Raw genomic sequence first — 21,820 nt, forward strand, 5'->3', positions numbered from 1 at the left:
GCGCCAATTGCAGCGAGGCGCCGGACCTGATGGATTTTGGTGGACGCTACCGCATAGCGGCCAGCCGCGTTCTGGTCTGGGAGGCCCTGAACAATCCAGCAATGCTCAAGGCCGCCATTCCCGGCTGCAGCCATATTGGCTGGACCGGCCCGGATACGCTGGATCTGGCGATTACCGTCAATCTCGGCGTCGTCAAGCCGGTCTTCAAAGGCGAACTGGTGCTCACCAATGTGGTCCCGGCGGCGAGCTATACGCTGGCCGGCAAGGGTAAGGGCGGTTTGCTCGGGCTGGCCGAAGGCGCTGCCGACATCGTGCTTGCCGACGATGGCGAGCAGACGCTGTTGTCTTTCACCGCGCATGGCGGCGCGTCGGGGCAGATCATGAAGCTGGGCAAGGCGGTGATCGGCAATTCGGCGCAACGGATCATCGATGGCTTCTTCGAGCGTTTCGCCACCGCCATGGGTGCCGATATCGAGCCGCTCGGTCCCGCCTGAGCGAAATCTTCAGAAATGTTTAACCATGCCGGAATCGGCCGCAACTCGGCCATGATTTCGCCGCTGCCCATGGGTTAGAGAAAGGGTGTTGAAACCAGTTTGATTCAAATCCCACCATGTCCACCGACACACGCGACAGCCTTGCTCTTTACGTCATCGCCGCCGCCGCGGTGCTTGTGACGCTGTTCGTCGATGTCGATCTGGGGCAGCTCTTCCAGACCCTGCTGGCGCGCTTCTGAAGCGGGGCTCTCCCGGCCCTGCCGCACAGAACTCTCAACCATTTTTGACCAATTGGGAAAAATTTGCGCCTTCCCTCTTGCGGCAGACGCCATTGCACGATTTTATCCGCTGTTAGCGCACGCAGATTGACCCTCGGGCCTGGCCCGATGCTGGTGCGAGACAGGGAGACATAAATCAATGAAACTTTCGACCCTTACCAAGGCCGTCGCAGGCGGTGTTGCACTTGGCGCCATCATGGCCGGTGCCGCGTTTGCCGATGGTGCACTCGTCTATGACGGTGGCGGCAAGTTCGACAAATCGTTCAACGAGGCGGCCTATACCGGCGCCGAGCGCTTCCGCGAAGAAGGCGGCGCCTATCAGGATCTGGAAATCTCGGGCGACGCCATGCGCGAGCAGGCTGTTCGCCAGTTCGCCTCGCGCGGCAACAACCCGATCGTGCTCCCCGGCTTCTCCTGGGAAACCGCTCTGCGCGCAGTCGCACCGGAATTCCCCGATACCAAGTTCACCATCATCGACACCGTCGTTGACCTGCCCAACGTCCAGTCCGTGGTCTTCAAGGAGCATGAAGGCTCCTACCTCGTCGGCATCCTCGCTGCGATGAAGTCCGAAAGCGGCAAGATCGGCGTTGTTCCGGCCTTCAATTTCGACCTGCTCGAAGCCTTTGCCTGCGGCTATGCCCAGGGCGCCAAGTCGGTGAACCCCGACATAGAAGTGCTCGAAACCTATGTCGGCACCGGCTTTGATGCCTTCAACGACCCGGTCAAGGCCACTGAAGTTGCCAAGTCCCAGCTCGACCAGGGCGTGGACGTCATCTTCCAGGTTGCCGGTGGCGCCGGTGCAGGCGTGCTGCAGGCCGCGGCCGACGCCGGCAAGTTCGGCATCGGCGTGGACTCCAACCAGAACCATCTGCATCCCGGATCGGTCCTGACCTCCATGCTCAAGCGCGTTGATGTTGCCACCTACAATGCCCTCAAGGGCGTCGAGGACGGCACCTGGGAGCCGGGCACCATCGTTCTGGGCCTGGCCGAAGAAGGTGTGGGCGCTGCGTTCGACGAGAACAATGCCGACCTGATCACCGCGGAGATGCAGGCGGCTGTCGATCAGGCCACTGCCGACATCATTTCGGGCGCCGTCACCGTGCACGACTACCGCACGGACCAGAACTGCGACGCTCTCTAAAGGCTTGAACCAAAAAGGGTGAGACTGCGATGACAGGTCTTAACCCGACAAACGAGCAGCGGTCCTCCGGGGCCGCTGCCTCTGCGCTCGCTATCGAGCTTGTCGGCATCAACAAGCATTTCGGTCCGGTCCACGCCAACAAGGACATTCACCTCGCCGTAAAACGCGGCACGGTGCATGGCATTGTGGGCGAGAACGGTGCCGGCAAATCGACGCTGATGTCGATCCTTTATGGCTTCTACACCGCCGATAGCGGCACCATCCTAGTGGATGGTGTGGCCCATGAAATCACCGACAGCCGCCATGCCCTGGCGCTGGGGATTGGCATGGTGCACCAGCATTTCATGCTGGTCGACAATTTCACCGTACTCGAGAATGTCGTGCTCGGCGCTGAGGATTCAGCCCTGCTTACGCCCACGCTCAACCGCGCCCGCGGCCACCTCAAGGATCTGGCGCGGGACTATGGCCTCGACATCGATCCCGACGCCATTGTCGGCAATCTTTCGGTGGGCCAGCAGCAGCGCGTTGAAATTTTGAAGGCGCTCTATCGCGGCGCCGAAACGCTCATTCTGGACGAGCCCACCGGCGTGCTGACGCCGGCCGAGGCTGACCACCTCTTCCGCATTCTGGGCAAGCTCCGGGCGGAAGGCAAAACCATCATCCTGATTACCCACAAGCTGCGCGAGATCATGGCGATCACCGACGAAGTCTCGGTCATGCGCCAGGGTGAAATGGTCGAAACCCTGCCCACCGCCGATACCAGCCCCGAACATCTGGCCGAACTCATGGTCGGCCGCCGCGTGCTGCTGCGCGTGGAAAAGGGCGCCGCCAAGCCCGGCAAGGTACTGCTCGAAGTCGAGAACCTCGTCGTCACCGACGATTTCGGCACGCCGCGCGTCAAGGGTGTCAATTTCCAGGTCCGGGCCGGCGAAATTGTCGGCATTGCCGGCGTGGCGGGCAATGGCCAGTCCGAACTGCTCGAATCCATCGCCGGCATGCGCGACCAGAAATCGGGCACCATCCGGGTCAATGGCAATCCGCTCTCGCTCGAGGGCGATGATGGCGCTGCCCGCGCCCGCAAGGCAGGTCTGGCCCATGTGCCCGAAGACCGGTTGCGCATGGGGCTGATCACCAATTTTGCCGCATGGGAAAATGCCATTCTGGGCTATCAGGGCAAATATGGCGACGGTCCGGCTCTCGATATCGCCAAGGCCCGGGCCACTGCCCAGGACTACATGAAGAAATTCGATGTGCGCCCTGCCGCGCTCGACCTCAAGACCGCCAATTTCTCCGGCGGCAATCAGCAAAAGCTGGTGCTGGCTCGCGAGATGGAACGCGATCCCGATGTGCTGGTCGTCGGTCAGCCCACCCGCGGCGTTGATATCGGCGCCATCGAGTTCATCCACAATCAGATCATCAAGATGCGCGATGCCGGCAAGGCCATTCTGCTCGTCTCCGTGGAACTCGATGAAATCCGTTCCCTGTCCGATCGTATCCTGGTGATTTTCGATGGCCAGATCGTGGGCGAGGCCGATCCGGCCACGGCCGACGAGACCGAGCTGGGCCTGCGCATGACCGGCTCGCACACCGACAATGTGGTCACTGAACCGGGTACCTTGCCCGAGCATGAGACACCAGTGCAGCAGACGCTGGTGGAAATGAGCCCCAAAGACAATTCCGGCAGGGATACCAACTGATGACCCCATTGCCACGCTGGGCCGACGTCGTCCTCCTGCCCTTGCTCAATGTAACCCTGGCCTTCCTCGTCGGCGGGCTGATCGTGCTGTCCGTGGGGCAGAACCCGCTCCAGGCGGTCGGCATCATGCTCTATGGCGCCTTCGGCTATGGCTCTGGCTTCGGCTACACGCTTTATTACACCACCGACTTCATCTTTGCCGGCCTCGCCGTGTCGCTGGCCTATCACGCCGGGCTGTTCAATATCGGCCCGGAGGGCCAGGCCTATGTCGGCGGGCTGGGCGTCATCCTGATCGGCCTGGCGCTCAACGGCATGCACTGGGCGCTGGTCTTCCCGCTGATGATCATCTGCGGCGCCCTGTTTGGCGCGGCCTGGGCCTTCATTCCCGGCTATCTGCAGGCCAAGCGCGGCAGCCACGTGGTGATCACCACCATCATGTTCAATTTCATCGCCGTCTCGATGATGGGCTTCATCATCAGCCGCATCCTCAAGCCCGAAGGGGTCAATTCCGATGAAAGCGCCCCGCTTGAGGCCATCACCCGCGTACCGCAATTGCGCGGCTTCATCGAGTTGTTCCGCAACTCGCCGGTCAACCTCACCTTCTTCCTGGCCATTGCTGCGCTGTTCTTCGTCTATTGGCTGATCTGGCGCACCAAATTCGGCTACTCGGTCCGTGCCCTGGGCAACAACCCGGTGGCCGCCAACTATGCCGGCATTTCCAACCAGAAGATGATCATGATCATCATGGCCCTGGCCGGCGCGTTCGCCGCCATGGTCGCGGTCAACAATGTCGGCGGCGTGCAGGGCCGCCTGATCCTCAACTTCGTTAACGGCGCCGGCTTTGTGGGCATTGCCGTCGCCTTCATGGGCAAGGGCCATCCCATCGGCGTTGGCCTGTCGGCGCTGCTGTTCGGCATGCTTTATCAGGGCGGGCAGGAACTGGCTTTCCAGATGCCCGGCATCACCCGCGAAATGATCGTCACCATCCAGGCGCTGGTCATTCTGTTCACCGGCGCCATGGGCGATATGATGCGCGGCCCGCTCTCGCGCATGTTCTTCCAACCTGACGCAACGGCGGGAGACAAGTGATGGACCAAATCCTCGTCGACATCACCCTGATCCTGGATTCCACCGTGCGCCTGGCGGTGCCGTTGATCCTGGCATCCCTGGCCGGTCTCTATTCGGAGCGCTCGGGCATCATCGATATTGGCTTGGAAGGCAAGCTGCTGGCTGGCGCCTTTGCCGCGGCGGCCATGTCCGCCGTCACCGGATCGGCCTGGCTAGGCCTGTTGGCGGGGGTTGGCGCTGCGCTGGTCTTTTCCGGCATTCACGGTCTGGCCTCAATCAACTTCAAGGGCAACCAGACCATTTCCGGCGTGGCGCTCAATTTCCTCGCTGCCGGTCTCACCACCTTCCTCGGCCAGTCCTGGTTCCGCCGCGGCGGCTACACGCCCCAGCTTTCGGGCGACCAGCGGTTCAACCCCATCACCCTGCCTTTTGCCGAAGAACTGCGCGATGTCCCGGTTCTCGGCCAGATCTATGGCGAGCTGATATCGGGCCATAACATCATCACCTATGTCGCCTTCATCGCCGTGCCGGTGACCGCCTGGGTGCTGTTCCGCAGTCGCTTTGGCCTGCGCCTGCGTGCCGTGGGCGAAAACCCCAAGGCCATCGATACTGCTGGCATTTCGGTGACACGCCTGCGCTATCAGGCGCTCATCATCACCGCGGTGCTCGTGGGCATTGGCGGGGCCTATCTCTCGATCGCCCAGTCGGCAGGCTTTAACAACAACATGTCGGCAGGTCGTGGCTATATAGCGCTGGCGGCGCTGATCTTCGCCAAATGGCGCCCGGGTCCGGCCCTGCTGGTCTGCCTGATGTTCGGCTTCCTCGATGCAATCCAGTTCCGCATCCAGGGCCAGAGCTTCCCCTTCATCGGTGAGGTGCCGGTGCAGGCCATCCAGGCTTTGCCCTATATCCTGACCGTGGTGCTGCTCGCCGGTTTCATCGGCCGTGCCGTCGCGCCCAAGGCCGCCGGCGTCCCATATACCAAGGAGCGCTAAGGCGCCCCTTGCACTAGATTGTCGGCGCTTTCGCCCCCTCGCCCCTTCAGGGGTGAGGGGTGAAGGCCAGACAAATAGAACGCGATGCTGAACCCCTCATCCGGCGCATGCGCGCCACCTTCTCCCCTCAGGGGAGACGGGAAGGATATCCCAGTCCAAGTGAGCCGAGTTGAACTGATGAATACTCCAGAAACCGACAAGGCCCTGTTCGACGCCGCGGAGGCCGTGCGCGCCAACGCCTATGCGCCCTATTCGAAGTTTCAGGTCGGCGCCGCCATTCTGGCCGATGACGGCAAGATCTATGCTGGCTGCAATGTCGAAAACGCCGCTTATCCGGTGGGCAACTGCGCCGAGCCCAGTGCCATTGCTGCCATGCTGGCCGGCGGCGGCAAGCGCATCCGCCGCATCTATGTTACTGGTCCGGGCGTCACCCCCGTCACCCCCTGCGGCGGCTGCCGCCAGCGCATCCGCGAATTCGCCGATCTCGACGTGGAAGTCATCTCCCACGGCGTCGATGGAGACCCGCTGGTGCAGACCCTGGGCCAGCTCCTGCCGCATTCGTTTGGTCCGGAGTTCCTGGGAAAATGACCAAGGCCGCCAAGACCATCCGCAAGATTGCCGGCAAGGAGCCGATCGCTGCCGCCATCGTGCTCGGCTCCGGCCTTTCGGCCATTGGCGATCTGCTCGATGAAAAGATCACCATTCCCTATTCGGAACTCAAGGGCTTTCCCGGCGGTGGCGTCTCCGGCCATGGCCGAGACCTCTTGATCGGCCAGATGGGCGGCAAGCGCGTCGCGGTCCTCACCGGCCGCCAGCATTATTACGAACACGGCAATGCCGCCGCCATGCGCCCGGCGCTGGAGGCCCTTTCCGAACTCGGCGCCGAAACGCTTTTGCTGACCAATTCCGCCGGCTCTGTCGACCAGCGCTTTCAGCCCGGCGACCTGATGCTGATTGCCGATCACATCAACTATGCCGGCATGAACCCGCTGATCGGCGAACCGACCGACCGCCGTTTTGTCAACATGGTCAATTGCTACGATCTCGCCCTGCGCGCCAAGGCAACGGAGCTGACCCAGCGTTTCGACTACGCGCTCGGGGAAGGGGGCTATCTCTGGTATTCCGGCCCCAGCTTCGAGACGGTGGCCGAAATCCAGATGGCCATGCGTTTAGGCGCCAATGCCGTGGGCATGTCCACGGCACCCGAAGTCATTCTCGGGCGTTTCCTGGGGATGAAAGTCTGGGCCTGCTCGTCCATCACCAATATGGGCGCGGGCCTGTCGAGCGAAAATATCAGCCATGAGCACACCAAGCTTATGGCTGTTCAGGGGGCTGAAAAACTCAAGAAACTGATCCCCGCATTGGTGGAGGAACTATGAGTCTCAAGGTCGTCGACAACACCACAACCGAGCCGGTGCACAAGCGCAATCCCGGCTACCCGCTCGATCTCGACTGGGTCGAGCGCGTCCGCATGAACCGCTCGGCGCTCGAGCGCCGCGCCGGCACCATTGGCGCGCGCCGCACGGTCAAGAAGGACTATCAGCTCGCCTGGCTCTTGAAGGCGATTACCATGATCGACCTGACCACGCTCAACGCCGACGATACCCCCGGCCGCGTCGAGCGCCTCTGTGCCAAGGCCCGCAATCCCATTCGCCGCGACATCCTTGACCAGCTCGACATGGGCAATCGCCGGATTCTGCCCGGCGCCGTCTGCGTCTATCATAGCTTCGTCAAGACCGCGGTCGACGCCCTGGACGGCTCCGGCATTCCCGTTGCCGCCGTTTCCACCGGCTTCCCGCATGGCCTGGCGCCGGTCGAAACCAAGCTCAATGAGATCGAGGCTTCGGTGAAGGATGGCGCCAGGGAAATCGACATCGTCATCGAGCGCGGCATGGTGCTGCGGGGCGACTGGCAGGCGCTCTACGATCAGGTCAAGGCCTTCCGCAAGGCCTGCGGCGACGCCCATATCAAGACCATTCTGGGCACCGGTGAACTGGCCACGCAGACCAATGTCGCCAAGGCATCGCTTGTCTGCATGCTGGCTGGCGCCGATTTCATCAAGACCTCGACCGGCAAGGAAAAGGTCAATGCCAATCTGGTCACCTCGCTCACCATGATCCGCATGATCCGCTGGTTCGCCGAAGAGACCGGCATCGAGATCGGCTACAAGCCCGCCGGCGGCATCGCCACGGCTGGCGACGCGCTCAAATATATGGCGCTGATGAAGGAAGAGCTGGGCACGAACTGGCTGCAACCACACCTGTTCCGCTTCGGCGCGTCGAGCCTGCTGACCGATATCGAGCGGCAGTTGGAGCACGGGCTGACCGGCCACTATGCGGCAGATTACAGGCAACCAATGGTGTGATGAACCCGCCCTCGTGGTTCGAGGCGCGGCGCGCCGCGCACCTCACCATGAGGGCTAAACAGCTTCGTAGAACCTCATCCTGAGGCGAGCGCGAAGCGAACCAATGCTCCGCAGGCCCTCATCCTGAGGTGCGAGCGAAGCGAGCCTCGAAGGACGGGGGCCGGCTGAAACCGCGCCTCGGGAGGACCAAAATGAACAAGATCGCGCAAATCTTCGATAGCCTCGACTATGGCCCGGCGCCCGAAGCGCCCGACCAGGCCATTGCCTGGCTCGACAGCAAGTCCCGAAAATTCGGCCATTTCATCGATGGCAAATGGACCAAGCCGGGCAAGACCTTCACCGCCGACAATCCCGCGACCGGCGCCTCGCTGGCCGAAATCACCGATGGCACCGCCGCCGATGTCGACGCGGCGGTCAAGGCCGCCCGCACCGCCTTCAAAACTTGGGGCACTCTCTCCGGCTATGAGCGCGGTAAGTATCTCTATGCTATTGCCCGCATGATCCAGAAGCATTCCCGGCTCTTTGCCGTGCTCGAAAGCATGGACAATGGCAAGCCGATCCGCGAAACCCGCGACGCCGACATTCCGCTGGTCGCCCGCCATTTCTATCATCACGCTGGCTGGGCCACGCATTTGTCGAGCAAGTTCCCCGACCATGTGCCCTATGGCGTCTGCGGCCAGATCATCCCGTGGAACTTCCCGCTGCTGATGCTGGCCTGGAAAATCGCGCCTGCCCTGGCCGCCGGGAATACCGTGGTGCTCAAACCCGCCGAGTTCACCTCGCTGACGGCCTTGCTGTTCGCCGAGATCTGCGAGCGCGTCGGCCTGCCCAAGGGCGTGGTCAATATCGTCACGGGCGAGGGCGACACCGGCGCCGCCATCGTCAACCATCCCGATATCGACAAGATCGCCTTCACCGGCTCGACCGAAGTGGGCAAGATCATCCGCGCCGCCACCGCCGGCTCCGGCAAGGGCCTCAGCCTCGAGCTGGGTGGCAAATCGCCCTATATCGTCTTTGAAGACGCCGATCTCGACAGCGCCGTCGAGGGTCTGGTCGATGCCATCTGGTTCAATCAGGGCCAGGTCTGCTGCGCCGGCTCGCGCCTTCTGGTGCAGGAGAGCATCGAGGAGCGCTTCATTGCCAAGGTCAAGGCGCGCATGGAAAAGCTGCGGGTTGGCGATCCGCTCGACAAGTCCATCGATATCGGCGCCCTGGTCGCCCCGGTGCAGGTCGAGCGCATCAAGGATTTGATGAAAAAGGGCATTGCCGAGGGCGCCGAAGTCTATGAGCCCGATGGCCAGCTTCCGGCCAATGGCTGCTTTTTGAAGCCCGCGCTCGTTACCAATGTCTCGCCGGCCAATACACTGGTCAGCGAGGAGATCTTCGGGCCGGTTCTGGTCGCCATGAGCTTCCGTACGCCTGAAGAGGCTGTGGCGCTGGCCAACAATTCCAAATATGGCCTGGCCGCCACGCTCTGGAGCGAGAACATCAATCTCGCCCTCGATATTGCGCCCCAGCTCAAGGCCGGCGTGGTCTGGATCAACGGCACCAACAACTTTGACGCCGCCGTCGGCTTCGGTGGCTACAAGGAAAGCGGCTTTGGCCGCGAAGGTGGGCGCGAAGGCATGAGCGCCTATCTCAAGCCCGCCTGGGAAAAGACGCTGAAACCAGCGCCGGCCCAGGTGCCGGCTAAGCCCGCCGCAGCCAACCCCCTCGACACGGGCAGCCTCGACCAGACCGCCAAGATGTATGTCGGCGGCAAGCAGGCCCGCCCCGACAGCGGCTACAACCGACCGGTCCTCGGCCCCAAGGGTGAGCTGGTCGGCGAAGTCGGCGAAGGCAACCGCAAGGACATCCGCAATGCTGTCGAAGCGGCCCGCAAGGCGCTGAGCTGGGGCACGACGGCCGCCCATACCCGCGCGCAGATCCTCTACTTCCTCGCCGAGAACCTCGATTATCGCCGCGATGAATTTGCCGCCCGCATCAAGGCGCAGACCGGCGAAGATGGCCATGAGGAGGTCGCCCAATCGGTCGAGCGGCTCTTTGCCTTTGCCGGCTGGGCCGACAAGTATGATGGTGCCGTGCACAACCCGCCCCAGCGCATGATCGCTACAGCCCTGGTCGAGCCCCTGGGCGTTCTCGGCATTGTTGCGCCGCCGAGCCGCCCGTTGCTCGGCTCGATTGCCCTGCTCGCCCCGGCTCTCGCCATGGGCAACCCTGTCGTGCTGGTACCCTCCGAGCGCAGCCCGCTTTCGATCACCGATCTCTATCAGGTGCTCGAAACCTCGGACGTGCCCAATGGCGTGGTCAATATCGTCACCGGCGATAGCGTCACGCTGGCCAAGACCCTGGCCGAGCACGACGGTGTCGATGGCCTCTGGTTCGCCGGCAATGCCGAAGCCTCCGCCATGGTCGAGAAAGCCTCGGTGGGGAACCTGAAACAGACCTGGACCAGCCGCGGCCTCTACTACGACCTCGCCGATCCCCGCTTTGCCGGCGACTATTTCCTGAGCAAGGCAACGCAGGTCAAAAACGTCTGGATCCCCTACGGGGCCTGAACAACCGCCCTCGTGGTTCGAGGCTCGCGAAACCGCTCGCACCTCACCATGAGGGCTCCGAGAACTCGGCGCTTTCGTAAGCCCTCATGGTGAGGCGGGAGCGCAGCGACCCTCGAACCACGAGGGCGAGGCACGCGAGCACGTCAAAATGGTCTTCCTCCCCCAAGAAGTCATCCTAAAAAAGCGCAATGGCGAGGCCCTTGCCCAGGACGACATTGCCCAGTTCATCGCCGGTTTTGCCAGCGGCACGGTCTCCCATGCCCAGGCCGCCGCCTTTGCCATGGCGGTCTATTTCAACGACATGAGCATGGACGAGCGCGTCGCGCTGACCCTGGCCATGCGTGACAGCGGCACGGTGCTCGACTGGTCCAATCTCGATGGCCCGGTCGCCGACAAGCATTCGACCGGCGGCGTGGGCGACAATGTGAGCCTGATGCTGGCGCCGATCCTGGCCGCTTGCGGCATCTATGTGCCGATGATTTCGGGCCGGGGTCTCGGCCATACCGGCGGCACGCTCGACAAGTTCGATGCCATCCCCGGCTACCAGACCCAGCCCGACAATGCGCTCTTTCGCAAGGTGGTGCGCGAAGCCGGCTGCGCCATTATCGGCCAGACCGCCGATCTCGCCCCCGCCGACAAGACGCTCTATTCCATCCGCGACGTCACCGGCACGGTCGAGTCCATTGCGCTGATCACCGCCTCGATCCTCTCGAAAAAGCTCGCCGCCGGCCTCGACGCGCTGATCCTTGACGTGAAGACCGGCTCGGGCGCCTTCATGCCGACGCTGGAACAGTCCCGCGATCTGGCGCAGAGCCTGGTCAATGTCGCCAATGGCGCAGGCTTGCGGACGCGTGCCTTGATAACCGATATGAACGAGCCGCTCGCCAGCGCCGCCGGCAACGGCCTGGAAGTCCGCAACGCAGTCGACTTCCTCACAGGGAAAGGCGCAGATAACCGTCTGTTTGACGTCACTTACAGTCTTTGCACGGAGATCGCGGACCTCGTTGGTGAGAATGAGCCCCAACGAAAGGTCGGCGACATTATCGGCAGCGGCGAACCCGCAGAACGCTTCGGGCGTATGGTGACTGGTCTTGGCGGCCCCAGCGACTTTATCGAACGCATGGACAGCTATTTGCCGAAGGCAAAGATCATTCGCGATGTCTACCCAGACGAAGAAGGACAGATAGAGTACATCGATACTCGTGCAGTTGGGATGGCAGTTGTCGTTCTGGGCGGAGGACGAAGGCGGCCAGAGGATGCGATTGACCACGCAGTGGGCTTCGACAACCTGGCACCGCTCTGGAGGGACGTTGGCGCTAGCAACCGGCCGATTGCTCGGATGCACGCAAACGACGAGGCCGCTGCGGACGAAGCTGAGCGGCGCATCAAGGCCGCTTATCGGATCGGATCTGGCGTTCCCGATCCTACCGTCGTTTATGAACGCGTTTTGCCCAGGGAGTAACCGCCATGCCCCGCGCCATAGTCTGCCTCCTCGACAGCGTCGGTATTGGCGGCGCCCCTGATGCCGCTGCCTATGGCGATCAAGGGTCCAACACGCTCGGTCACATTGCCGAATGGGCCGCTGCCGGCAAGGCGGACCGGGACGGCCTGCGTGCCGGACCGCTTCATGTGCCGAACATGGACGCCCTGGGCCTTGGTGCCGCCGTTAAACTCTCCACCGGCGCCCTGCCGCCCAATCTCTCCGACGCGCCCAAAGGCGGCCGCTTCGGCGTCGGTCGCGAAGTGTCCAAAGGCAAGGATACCCCGTCGGGCCATTGGGAAATCGCTGGCGTCCCCGTCCCCTTCGAATGGGGCTACTTCCCCCAGACAGAGCCGACTTTTCCGCCCGACCTCATCGCCGAATTCCTCAAGCGCACCGGCCTGCCGGGCATTCTCGGCGACAAGCACGCCTCGGGCACGACCGTGATTGCCGAGCTGGGCGAGGAGCATATCCGCACCGGCATGCCGATCTGCTACACCTCCATCGACAGCGTGTTCCAGATCGCCGCGCACGAAACCCATTTCGGCCTCGACCGGCTCTATGAGATCTGCCGGGTCGCGTTCGAGTTGACCGAGCCGCTCAAGATCGGTCGCGTCATTGCCCGCCCCTTCATCGGTGAAACGCCTGATACCTTCAAGCGCACCGGCAATCGCCGCGACTTCGCCATTGCCCCACCCGAGCCGACCCTGCTCGACCGCAATGCGGCCGCCGGCAACCAAGTCTATGCAATCGGCAAGATTTCCGACATCTATGCCGGCTCCGGCGTCACCCACAAATTGAAGGGCACCGGCATTCCCCAGCTCTTCGACAAGACGCTCGACGCCATGGAGATGGCCGCGGATCGCGCTTTCATCATGACCAATTTCGTCGATTTCGACAGTGAATACGGTCACCGCCGCGATGTGCCCGGTTATGCCGCCGCGCTCGAACTGTTCGACAGCCGCCTGCCTGAGATCATTGCGGCCCTGCGGCATGACGATCTGCTTGTTCTCACCGCCGATCACGGCAATGACCCGACCTGGCCGGGCACCGATCACACCCGCGAACAGGTGCCGATCCTGGTCTTTTCCCCAGCCCTGCCCAAGGGAGAGATTGGCATTCGCCCCAGCTTCGCTGATATAGGTGAAAGCATCGCTGCCTGGCTGGGCCTGTCCCCCGGACGCCACGGCAAGAGTTTTCTCTAAAAGACCAACAGACAAGAGGTGTTCCGATGAGCAAGGTCCAGGGCAATGTGACGGTCATCGATCACCCCATGATCCAGCACAAGCTGACCATCATGCGCAACAAGGAGACCTCGATTGCCGGGTTTCGCCGCCTGCTGCGCGAGATCGCGCATCTGATGTGCTACGAGGTCACCCGCGATCTCGAACTGGAAATGATCGACATCGAGACGCCCATGGCGCCGATGAAGTCGCCCGCCATCAAGGGCAAGAAGCTGGTCTTCGCCTCCATCCTGCGTGCCGGCAATGGGCTGCTCGATGGCATGCTCGACCTGGTCCCCGCCGCCCGCGTTGCCCATATCGGCATGTATCGCGACCATGAAACGCTCGAGCCGGTCGAATACTATTTCAAGGCGCCATCGAGCCTCGAAGACCGCCTGATCATCGTCGTCGACCCGATGCTGGCCACCGCCAATTCGGCCACGGCGGCCATGGAAAAGCTCAAGGAGCGCGGCGCCAACAATATCCGCTTCCTCTGCCTGCTCGCCGCGCCTGAAGGCATCAAGCACTTCACCGAAGCCCATCCCGACGTGCCGGTCTATACCGCCGCCATCGACGATCACCTCAACGAAAAAGGCTATATCGTCCCCGGCCTCGGCGATGCCGGCGACCGCATGTACGGCACCCGATAGGTGGGGTTTCCCTTCTCCCCTGGTGGGAGAAGGTGCCCGAAGGGTGGATGAGGGGTGACTTACTTCGCCTTGAGCGGCAGGCCCAGCGCAATCAGGTCGGCCCGCAAATGCACCGGGTCCTTGAAGTGGATCCCCTGCATGCCGAACTTGCGCGCGGCCACGATATTGGGCTCGCTGTCGTCGATGAACACGCAGCTTTCCGGCGCCAGCGCATAGCGCTCGCAGAACACCCGGTAGAGCCGCGGATCGGGCTTCACCAGTCCTTCAAGACCTGACACCACCACCCCATCGAATTTTTCGAGGAACGGCCATTCGCCGAGGCAATTGACCCATTTTTCCCAGGAGAAATTGGTAATCGCGAAGGTGGGGATATCCTGCTCGATCAGCTCATTGTGGATGTCGATCGTGCCCTCGATGAACCCGCCCACGGTTTCCTTCCAGCGTGTGTCGAAGGTCTGGATTTCCCGCCAATATTTGGGAAAGCGGGTAATCAGCTTGGCCACGCCCTCGGCATAGATCTCGCCGGCATCGAATTCCAGGTTCCAGTCCCCGGTGCAGATATGGTCGTGAAACCATTGCGCATCTTCTTCGCTGTCGAACAGCTTGCGGAACAGATACATCGGGTTCCAGTCGACGAAGACGCCGCCCAGATCGAATACGGGAATGATGTGGTCGTCCATGTGAGCCGTCCGCTTGGTTCGAGAAAGTCTGAGCGGCTTGTGGCACGGCAGGAAAGCGCGGACAAGCGGGGTCGGTGCCCGGCCTGGCAGGACAACTAGTTGATCGAGATGGGATCGCCGAAGCGCGGCAGGAAATAGGCGGAGCGATACAGATTGACCGGCACGTCCATGATGATTCCCGCGGGGTGGCTATAGCTGGCTTCGGCGGCGATCACCATGTTGCCCTTGGCGATATCGATCATCTCGTCAGGCAAGGCGTAAGCGCCTCCCACCGTGTGTGGGGTTTCGCTGCTATAGTCCTCGCCCTGATATTGTCGGGTCCAGACCACCCTGGTCGCCCCGTCGCCGTCGACCCACACGGCGGTGACCACCTGAAGGACTTCGCTGGAGTCATAAGGGGTCATGATGCCACTTGCCGCCAGGAAGAAATCCTCCATCTGAGCATTGGTGATTGTGCCGTCCATGCGCGCCACCAGATCACCAACGGCACCGGCCACCGATTGTACCTTGCGGTCCTTGGTAATCAGTGCGCTCGCTTCCAGCATACCGATATAGGTGAACAGCATGACCGGCAGAATAAGGGCGAACTCCACCACCGCTGCGCCATGATCGGCACGACGAAACTGCTTCAGCCCATCGAGCAATGCGCGCATCCCGCTCATGAGAACGGCTCGTTCTGGAAGACGGTTGCGGAGCCCATCAGCCGCCGGCCATCGCCCATATTCGACATGCCAAGAATGCCCAGTTTTATCGTCACCGGATAGCGGTAATAGACCTGAACCAGGGTAACCGCCTTGCCATTGCCAGGCGTCCAGCTCTCGCCCACCGTCCAGTCGCAGGGTTCCTCGCAATCCGTGTCGAGTGGCGGCTCCAGATCGGCGGATTGGAAATTGTCCAGCGTATTGACCCTGATGTGCAACCCGGCACAATCGGGAAACAGCCCGTAGAGGCGGCCACAGATATCGGCGCGGAACTCCTCGATCGTGGTTCCGGCGTCCTGCACCTGGCCGGTGCGAATGGTGCGCGCAGCATCCTGTACCGCGCTCTCCAGGATCTGCGAGGACAGGAAGATCACCGAGGTCTGGATGATCGCCCCGATAATGCCGAAAAAGGGCAGGGCGAGCAGTCCGAATTCAATAGCCGTCACGCCGCGCTGGTCGCGCGTAAAATGGCGGCTCTGCCGCTTCATCCTGTGCCAGCCCTTGCCGAACAATTCGCTTTGGCTCCCGCTTCAACGCTTTGGAGCCAGACTAGGGGGATACCCTCACTCAATGGTTAGGAAGATCAACGCACAGCCGGGGGTTGGACCTTAGGGTAAATGCCAGCTTAACGCGGTACCGGAGATCGGCGCGGCCCTAGTTTGCAGCCGATTGCACCAGTTGGGAGGAAGCGAGCACCCGGCCCGAATAGCCGGTGTCATCGCCCATCATCACCACCGGCTGGCATGTCGGCGCGCATGACAGGGTCGTCCGGCTCTGTCCCTGATAGACAGTCATGATGCCGGCGCTCATCTGCACCACTTCCACCAGCGTGTCCGCAACCGGTTCGCCCCGGCTGTCCAGCACGATCAGATTGGTCTGCCCATAGCTCTTGCCGGTCAGGATCAAGGTCTGCGGATCCTGGATGGTCACATCGGCAATGCCGGGATTGCCTACAATGACGGTTGCAGCCGGTGCGCTGATGCGCAGAATGCGTGCCATGTTCACATTGACATTGATCGGCGCGCCGTCCTGGGCCAGGGCGGGCATCGGTGCCGCAAGAGTTGCGGCAAGCAACAGGGCAGTGGCGGCAAAACGGAACATGGTGCAAACCTGGGTACTGATACGCTGTCCCCTACGATCCACCCGAATGGTAAATACTTGGCAAACGCCGCGGGAATGATCGCTTGCGCGCTCCGGATTGGTGCGGTGTGAGTATAGATCATAAGGTCGGTTCAATATGAATGCGCCGAATAAATCTCCGTGCTCTTGATATATGGAGGTAATGGCAGTTATCGGCTATATCTAATTTTATCTACTTGTTGAACGTGGTGTTTACCAGAAAAACGGCAACCCGCCACAATCTAGCTGCCAGGCGCCCGATTAACGCTATTTCAACGTGTGGCGGCTAGCGTCAGGCCATGTTCGATGAGTGACGTGGTCCGACACTGCGCTCACCCGAGGACGTGTAAAAAAGGAGCCTGGGAATGAATATTTTCGCACGTTTCGCGCAGGATGAGTCGGGCGCGACGGCAATCGAGTACGGCCTGATCGCCGCGCTCATCTCTGTTGGTATTATCGCTGCTGTCTCCGTTCTGGGTGATGGCCTCCAGGGCGTGTTTGAGACGATCAACACCGAACTGGGTTTTGAAGCAGCACCGGCTGACCCCTGATAGGTCACCACGCGCATAGCGGGTCACGTCCGTGATGTGATCGGCTGGTAAAGCATCGCGGGCTCTCGCCTTGGGCTGAGCCCGCGATTTCGATTCTTGAGGTGAGGATTGCATATGTCTGGACCGCAAAGGATCGATTTTCGTCTTGGAGCCGCCCTGCGCAGGCTGGCGGACGATGAACAGGGCGCGACGGCCATGGAATATGCCATGATTGCCTCTCTGCTCTCAGTCGCCATTGTGGGGTCCGCGCTCATGTTGGGCGGCGGCCTGGAAGACCTTTGGGCCTATGTCCGCGACGAAGTCATGGCGGGTCTTGCGCTCTAGGCAATATCTGCGTTTCCCCATTCGCCATTTCTTAAGCCTGTCCGTGCCAACAATGGCTTGGTCCGGCAGCCAAGTCTTGCGTGGAGGATGATGTGTTCCAGTCTATAGCCTTGTTTTTCTTCCCCCTGGCCATGGCCTTTGCCGCTTCGTCGGATCTCTTGACCATGCGCATCTCCAACAAGCTGGTCTTGCTGCTGGTCGCCGGTTTTGTCGCCATGGCGCTGGTGGTTGAACTGCCTTTGCAGCAGTTCGCCATGCATGTGCTGTGCGCCTTTGTCGTGCTGGTTGTCGCTTTTGGATTGTTCGCCATGCGCTGGATCGGCGGTGGCGATGCCAAGCTGGCCGCTGCGACCACGCTCTGGCTCGGCTTCGGGCTTACCTTGCCCTATCTGGTGCATGCCGCCTTGCTCGGCGGTGTGTTGACGCTGTTTATCTTGATACTGCGCCGCCTGCCGCTCGATACCCTGCTCGCTGGTCGCCCCTGGCTGGGCTGGCTCAATCGCCTGCACGACCCCAAGCAGGGCGTGCCCTATGGCATCGCCCTTGCGGCGGCCGGCCTGCTGACCTACTCCAATACCGCTATTTTCGAGCGCCTTACGGCCTGAACGTCAGTATTCAGCTTTTTGGTGGGGCCACTGGCGAAATAATCGCCGGTGGTCTTTTTGATGCATGCTTTGCGCACTCGCAAAAAGCAAGCGTTCATAACTTGTTAACGCCTTTTGCAAAGCCCTGATTAACTAAAACTTGACCCTTTGCTTCCATAGTTCATCCGGTGGAATTGGGCCAGTAGGCTCGCGTACAACCGGAGTAGGGCATGAGACCCGCGCGTATCGTCCTGTTATTGGTTGCCCTCGTGGCAGGTTCTCTGGCGGCCTTTCTGGTCATGCGAGGCAGCAGGCCGCCGGCACCGACAACCGAGGTGAGGACCGAGGTCGTCCAGGAAGCCAAGACCCAGATTCTGGTGGCCAGGGCGCCGATTGGCGTTGGTGAGCGGCTCAATCCCGAGCGCGTCGAGTGGCAGGACTGGCCCGAAGGCGCGCTGCGCACCGAATACGTGACGGTTTCGGCCATGCCCGATGCGCCCGAGCAACTGACCGGGGCTGTCGCCCGCTTCGAATTCTTCCCTGGCGAACCGATCCGCGAGGCCAAGCTGGTCCGTGCCGATCAGGGTTATCTCTCCGCTGTACTCTCGCCCGGCAAGCGCGGCGTCTCGGTCACCGTCTCGGCGGCCTCCAGCGCCGGCGGTTTCGTGGTGCCCAACGACCATGTCGATGTGCTCCTCACCACCTCCACCGAGATGGGCCAGCGTTCTGAGGTCATTCTGTCCAATGTGCGCGTCCTGGCCCTGGGCAAGCGGCTGGGTGAAATGGGTGTCAGCGGGGGCGACGAAACCGGCGCCGAAGACAGCCCCAACCCGACAACGTTTAATGACTCAACGATTGCCACGCTCGAACTCGATCCGGCCCAGGCCGAAACCCTGGTCAACGCCTCGACCCGGGGACGCTTGAGCCTCACCCTGCGTTCGGTGGCCGATTTCAATCGCGTCGAAACGGGCGTGCCCACCAATCAGGCCGTCCGGCTGATCCGCTATGGCCGCGAGCAGAGCGTGCTGGCCGGCAGCGCCATGTCTGCTGACGCCAATGATTACAGCACCCCCGAAGTCAACAATCTGCCCGGCAACAATCAGGCCCCGGAGGTGTCCCCGACGCCCCAGATCCTGCCGCAATAGAGGCGAGACAATGATGGACAAGCCAATTAATTCGACACTGCGCAGGGTCTCGCGAGGCGCCGCCACGCTCGGCCTGGCCGCCCTGATGGGCGCCACCGCAGCCATCGTCCCGGCCATGGCGCAGGCCACCCCGGCACAGGTAACCATCGCCGCCTCGGCCTATGGCGCGGTGCGTTCGCTTGATGTCGAGCTGAACAAGTCGGTCATTGTCGATCTGCCGGCCGGTGTTGCCGAAGTCATCGTCTCCCAGCCCGATGTGGCTGCTGCGATCATGCGCACCCGCACCCGCAGCATCATTCAGGGCATCACCGGCGGTAACACCAATGTCTTCTTCCTAGACGACCAGGGTCGCACTATCCAGGTGCTGGACCTGCGCGTCATCGAAGAGCCCTCCCAGGTCGGCAATGCCCTCGAAGACGCCCTGCGTCGCGTCATTCCCGGCTCCCACATCAGCGTGGAATCGGTGACCCTGAACGATGATACCAACCGGGTCGTGCTCACCGGCACGGTCCAGTCCGCCGAGGACAAGGACCGGGCCCAGGAAGTCGCTATCCAGTTTGCCGGCGATCCCAAGAACGTCGCCAACATTATCGACATCGCGGGTGCCCAGCAGGTGATGCTGCAGGTGACCGTGTCCGAGGTGAAGCGCGACATCGCCAAGCAGTTCGGCATCAATTTCGGCGCATTGCTCAATGTTGGCACGCTGAACCTGTTCGAGTTCACCAATCGCCTTTTGACCGATTCCTTCCCCACCGATGGGCTGAACGTCGGCTACAATGACGGCAACGGGAACGCGGTGGCGGCCGCCGTGCGGGCGCTGGAAGGGCGCGGGGCGCTGCGCGTGCTGGCCCAGCCGACCCTGACGGCGATTTCCGGGCAGGAGGCCAAGTTCCTGGCCGGTGGCGAACTGCCCTACTACACCTATGATGACGAAGAGAACACGCGCACTGTGATCTTCAAGCCCTACGGCGTAGAGCTGTCATTCGTGCCAACGGTCAAGTCGAACGGGTCGATCGGCCTTAAGGTCGATACCTCGGTGTCCGAGCCCCAGGCTGACTTCTCCATCACCAAGCGTCAGGCGGCGACATCGGTGGAACTGCCCAGCGGCACGACGCTCGCAATCGGTGGCCTGCTGCAGGAATCTGCCAGCCAGGACATCCAGCAGTTTCCGTTGCTCGGGGATATCCCGATCCTGGGCGCCCTGTTCCGCTCGCGCGACTACCAGACCCAGCAGACCGAACTGGTTATTCTGGTCACCCCCTATCTTGTCTCGCCCAGCCCGGCCAACTCCATCCCCGTGCCGACAGACCGCACGATGATGGCCAGCGATGCCGAAGGCATTTTCCTCGGGCGGCTCGAGACTATTTACGGCGTCGGCGCCACCGGCGAATTCCGCGGCGGGTTCTCCGGCAATGTCGGCTTTGTTTTGGACTGATTGCGGATCAGGAGCACCAGATCTATGAGTTTCCTCACCCCTGACCAGCCAGCACAGGCAGATGAGCCGGCAGCCGAGATCGCCTCGGGCGCACGTCTTGTGCCGCGCATCACCATTCAGGCCTTCTGCGAGCATTCCCAGTCGGCCCAGCTGGTCGAAAGCGCCATGCACGACCGGCGCATGTCCAAGGTGGCGCTGACGACGCACAATGGCGGCATCGACGGCGCGGTCGAGACCTACAAGTCAAACCCCACGCCCAATCTGATCATCGTTGAAACCACGCTGCCGCCCGATCAGATTCCATCCGCGCTCGAACGGCTTGCCGAGGTCTGCGATGCCTCGACCCGCGTCATCGTGCTTGGCCATGTCAACGATGTGCTGCTCTATCGCGAGCTGATCCGTTCCGGCATTTCCGAATATGTCGTGCTCCCGGCCACCTCGTCCGAGATCGTCACCGCCATTACCGAGCTCTATGCCGCCGAAGGCGCCGCCCCGATCGGGCGTACGGTTGGCTTCATTTCGGCCAAGGGCGGCGCAGGCAGCTCCACCATTGCGCACAATGTGGGCTGGGCCATCGCCACCGGCCTGCGCCAGGATTGCCTGATCGTGGATATGGACCTGCCCTTCGGCACGGCCGGCCTCAATTTCAATCAGGACCCGCCCCATGGCCTGGCCGATGCGGTTCTGGCCAACCAGAAGGTCGATCAGACCATGCTGGATCGGCTAATGAGCAAGGCAGCCAACCACATCAATCTGCTCACCGCGCCCGCCACCCTGGATCACACCTGGGATTTCGAGGAACGTGAGTTCGAACAGGTCATCGAGACCTGCCAGAAGAGCGTGCCGATCATCATGCTCGACATTCCCCATGGCTGGAACGGGTGGACCCGCCAGACCCTGGCCTCGATCGACGATGTCGTCATCGTTGCCGAGCCGGACCTGGCCAATCTGCGCAATGCCAAGAACATGGCCGACGCCATCAAGGCGCTGCGTCCCACCGATGCCGGCCCCAGGTTGGTGATCAACAAGCTCGGCATTCCACGCCGGCCCGAGATTGGAGCCAATGAATTCGCCGCCTCGGTGGAATGCGAGCTGATCGGCCAGATCGGCTTTGATGCGCAGCTTTTCGGCACGGCGGCCAATAACGGGCAGATGATCGCCGAGGTCGCGGCCAACAACAAGATCAACGAGATCTTCTCCAATATCGGCATGCATGTGACCGGCCGGCAGCCGGGTCATGCGCCGGCAAAAACGGGGAGCCTGCTCAAGCTTCCATCCCTGTTCAAGAAGCGGGCCTGAAGCCTGCAAGCGTAGAGACCAGGACGGTAGGGAC

The 21,820-nt window shown here is 61.9% G+C and carries 22 protein-coding genes and 1 pseudogene; 19 read left to right on the forward strand and 4 right to left on the reverse strand.

Annotation, left to right across the window (positions count from 1 at the left end):
- Window positions 1–29: 29 nt before the first annotated feature.
- The 13 genes and pseudogenes from DDE76_RS13310 to upp all read left to right on the forward strand — a co-directional run bounded on the left by DDE76_RS13310 (window position 30) and on the right by upp (window position 13,948).
- Window positions 30–494, forward strand: coding sequence for an SRPBCC family protein (locus tag DDE76_RS13310; protein WP_104892119.1), 465 nt, complete (start codon window positions 30–32; stop codon window positions 492–494).
- A 116-nt stretch (window positions 495–610) separates the two neighbouring features.
- A complete protein-coding gene (locus tag DDE76_RS20045) occupies window positions 611–733 on the forward strand; it encodes a hypothetical protein (protein WP_281261862.1) in 123 nt (40 codons plus the stop codon).
- 178 nt (window positions 734–911) lie between these two features.
- Complete coding sequence (locus DDE76_RS13315; RefSeq protein WP_104892118.1) at window positions 912–1,913, forward strand: BMP family lipoprotein; 1,002 nt, start codon at window positions 912–914, stop codon at window positions 1,911–1,913.
- A gap of 29 nt (window positions 1,914–1,942) precedes the next feature.
- Window positions 1,943–3,493: pseudogene (locus tag DDE76_RS13320) on the forward strand (ABC transporter ATP-binding protein); the annotation flags it as partial.
- 116 nt (window positions 3,494–3,609) lie between these two features.
- Complete coding sequence (locus DDE76_RS13325; RefSeq protein WP_104892116.1) at window positions 3,610–4,698, forward strand: ABC transporter permease; 1,089 nt, start codon at window positions 3,610–3,612, stop codon at window positions 4,696–4,698.
- Window positions 4,698–5,672 carry an ABC transporter permease gene (locus DDE76_RS13330; protein WP_104892115.1) on the forward strand — a complete coding sequence of 325 codons (975 nt, stop codon included), beginning with the start codon at window positions 4,698–4,700 and terminating at the stop codon, window positions 5,670–5,672. Before DDE76_RS13325 ends, DDE76_RS13330 begins: the two co-directional genes overlap by 1 nt.
- Before the next feature lie 177 nt (window positions 5,673–5,849).
- On the forward strand, window positions 5,850–6,260 hold the full coding sequence (locus tag DDE76_RS13335; RefSeq protein ID WP_104892114.1) for a cytidine deaminase: 411 nt from the start codon (window positions 5,850–5,852) through the stop codon (window positions 6,258–6,260).
- The gene (locus DDE76_RS13340; RefSeq protein ID WP_104892113.1) at window positions 6,257–7,051 is read left to right on the forward strand and encodes a purine-nucleoside phosphorylase; all 795 of its coding nucleotides are present in this window, start codon (window positions 6,257–6,259) and stop codon (window positions 7,049–7,051) included. Before DDE76_RS13335 ends, DDE76_RS13340 begins: the two co-directional genes overlap by 4 nt.
- Window positions 7,048–8,037, forward strand: coding sequence for a deoxyribose-phosphate aldolase (gene deoC, locus DDE76_RS13345; protein ID WP_104892112.1), 990 nt, complete (start codon window positions 7,048–7,050; stop codon window positions 8,035–8,037). The genes DDE76_RS13340 and deoC overlap by 4 nt, the downstream gene beginning before the upstream one ends.
- A 191-nt stretch (window positions 8,038–8,228) precedes the next feature.
- Window positions 8,229–10,595, forward strand: a complete 2,367-nt coding sequence (locus tag DDE76_RS13350) for an aldehyde dehydrogenase family protein (RefSeq protein ID WP_104892111.1) — start codon at window positions 8,229–8,231, stop codon at window positions 10,593–10,595.
- Between the two features lie 148 nt (window positions 10,596–10,743).
- Window positions 10,744–12,057 (forward strand): thymidine phosphorylase, encoded by a 1,314-nt coding sequence (gene deoA, locus DDE76_RS13355; protein ID WP_104892110.1) that lies wholly within the window; start codon window positions 10,744–10,746, stop codon window positions 12,055–12,057.
- A gap of 5 nt (window positions 12,058–12,062) precedes the next feature.
- A complete protein-coding gene (locus tag DDE76_RS13360; RefSeq protein ID WP_104892109.1) occupies window positions 12,063–13,280 on the forward strand; it encodes a phosphopentomutase in 1,218 nt (405 codons plus the stop codon).
- Window positions 13,281–13,306: 26 nt separating this feature from the next.
- Entirely contained in the window at window positions 13,307–13,948 is a 642-nt protein-coding gene (gene upp, locus DDE76_RS13365) for a uracil phosphoribosyltransferase (RefSeq protein WP_104892108.1), read from the forward strand.
- Window positions 13,949–14,007: 59 nt separating this feature from the next.
- Here upp and DDE76_RS13370 read toward each other — a convergent pair whose 3' ends face one another.
- From DDE76_RS13370 to DDE76_RS13385, 4 genes are all read right to left on the reverse strand, one after another.
- On the reverse strand, window positions 14,008–14,628 hold the full coding sequence (locus DDE76_RS13370; RefSeq protein ID WP_104892107.1) for an HAD family hydrolase: 621 nt from the start codon (window positions 14,626–14,628) through the stop codon (window positions 14,008–14,010).
- A 95-nt stretch (window positions 14,629–14,723) separates the two neighbouring features.
- Window positions 14,724–15,290, reverse strand: coding sequence for a TadE/TadG family type IV pilus assembly protein (locus tag DDE76_RS13375; protein ID WP_104892106.1), 567 nt, complete (start codon window positions 15,288–15,290; stop codon window positions 14,724–14,726).
- On the reverse strand, window positions 15,287–15,817 hold the full coding sequence (locus DDE76_RS13380) for a TadE/TadG family type IV pilus assembly protein (protein ID WP_104892105.1): 531 nt from the start codon (window positions 15,815–15,817) through the stop codon (window positions 15,287–15,289). Before DDE76_RS13380 ends, DDE76_RS13375 begins: the two co-directional genes overlap by 4 nt.
- Before the next feature lie 166 nt (window positions 15,818–15,983).
- Window positions 15,984–16,430 carry a pilus assembly protein N-terminal domain-containing protein gene (locus tag DDE76_RS13385; RefSeq protein ID WP_104892104.1) on the reverse strand — a complete coding sequence of 149 codons (447 nt, stop codon included), beginning with the start codon at window positions 16,428–16,430 and terminating at the stop codon, window positions 15,984–15,986.
- A gap of 383 nt (window positions 16,431–16,813) precedes the next feature.
- On the opposite strand from DDE76_RS13385, the gene DDE76_RS13390 reads away from it, so the two are divergent.
- From DDE76_RS13390 to DDE76_RS13415, 6 genes are all read left to right on the forward strand, one after another.
- Window positions 16,814–16,999: a Flp family type IVb pilin gene (locus DDE76_RS13390; RefSeq protein WP_104892103.1), complete on the forward strand. Its 186-nt coding sequence runs from the start codon at window positions 16,814–16,816 to the stop codon at window positions 16,997–16,999.
- Between the two features lie 114 nt (window positions 17,000–17,113).
- Window positions 17,114–17,323 carry a Flp family type IVb pilin gene (locus DDE76_RS13395; RefSeq protein ID WP_104892102.1) on the forward strand — a complete coding sequence of 70 codons (210 nt, stop codon included), beginning with the start codon at window positions 17,114–17,116 and terminating at the stop codon, window positions 17,321–17,323.
- Window positions 17,324–17,415: 92 nt separating this feature from the next.
- Entirely contained in the window at window positions 17,416–17,928 is a 513-nt protein-coding gene (locus tag DDE76_RS13400; RefSeq protein WP_245891916.1) for an A24 family peptidase, read from the forward strand.
- Window positions 17,929–18,137: 209 nt separating this feature from the next.
- Complete coding sequence (cpaB, locus tag DDE76_RS13405) at window positions 18,138–19,052, forward strand: Flp pilus assembly protein CpaB (RefSeq protein WP_104892101.1); 915 nt, start codon at window positions 18,138–18,140, stop codon at window positions 19,050–19,052.
- A 13-nt stretch (window positions 19,053–19,065) separates the two neighbouring features.
- Complete coding sequence (locus DDE76_RS13410) at window positions 19,066–20,487, forward strand: type II and III secretion system protein family protein (RefSeq protein WP_158672380.1); 1,422 nt, start codon at window positions 19,066–19,068, stop codon at window positions 20,485–20,487.
- A gap of 24 nt (window positions 20,488–20,511) precedes the next feature.
- Window positions 20,512–21,786, forward strand: coding sequence for a CpaE/TadZ family protein (locus tag DDE76_RS13415; RefSeq protein WP_104892099.1), 1,275 nt, complete (start codon window positions 20,512–20,514; stop codon window positions 21,784–21,786).
- Window positions 21,787–21,820: the final 34 nt, after the last annotated feature.

This window comes from Devosia indica (assembly GCF_003056405.1).
In the GTDB taxonomy this organism is placed as follows: Bacteria; Pseudomonadota; Alphaproteobacteria; order Rhizobiales; family Devosiaceae; genus Devosia; species Devosia indica.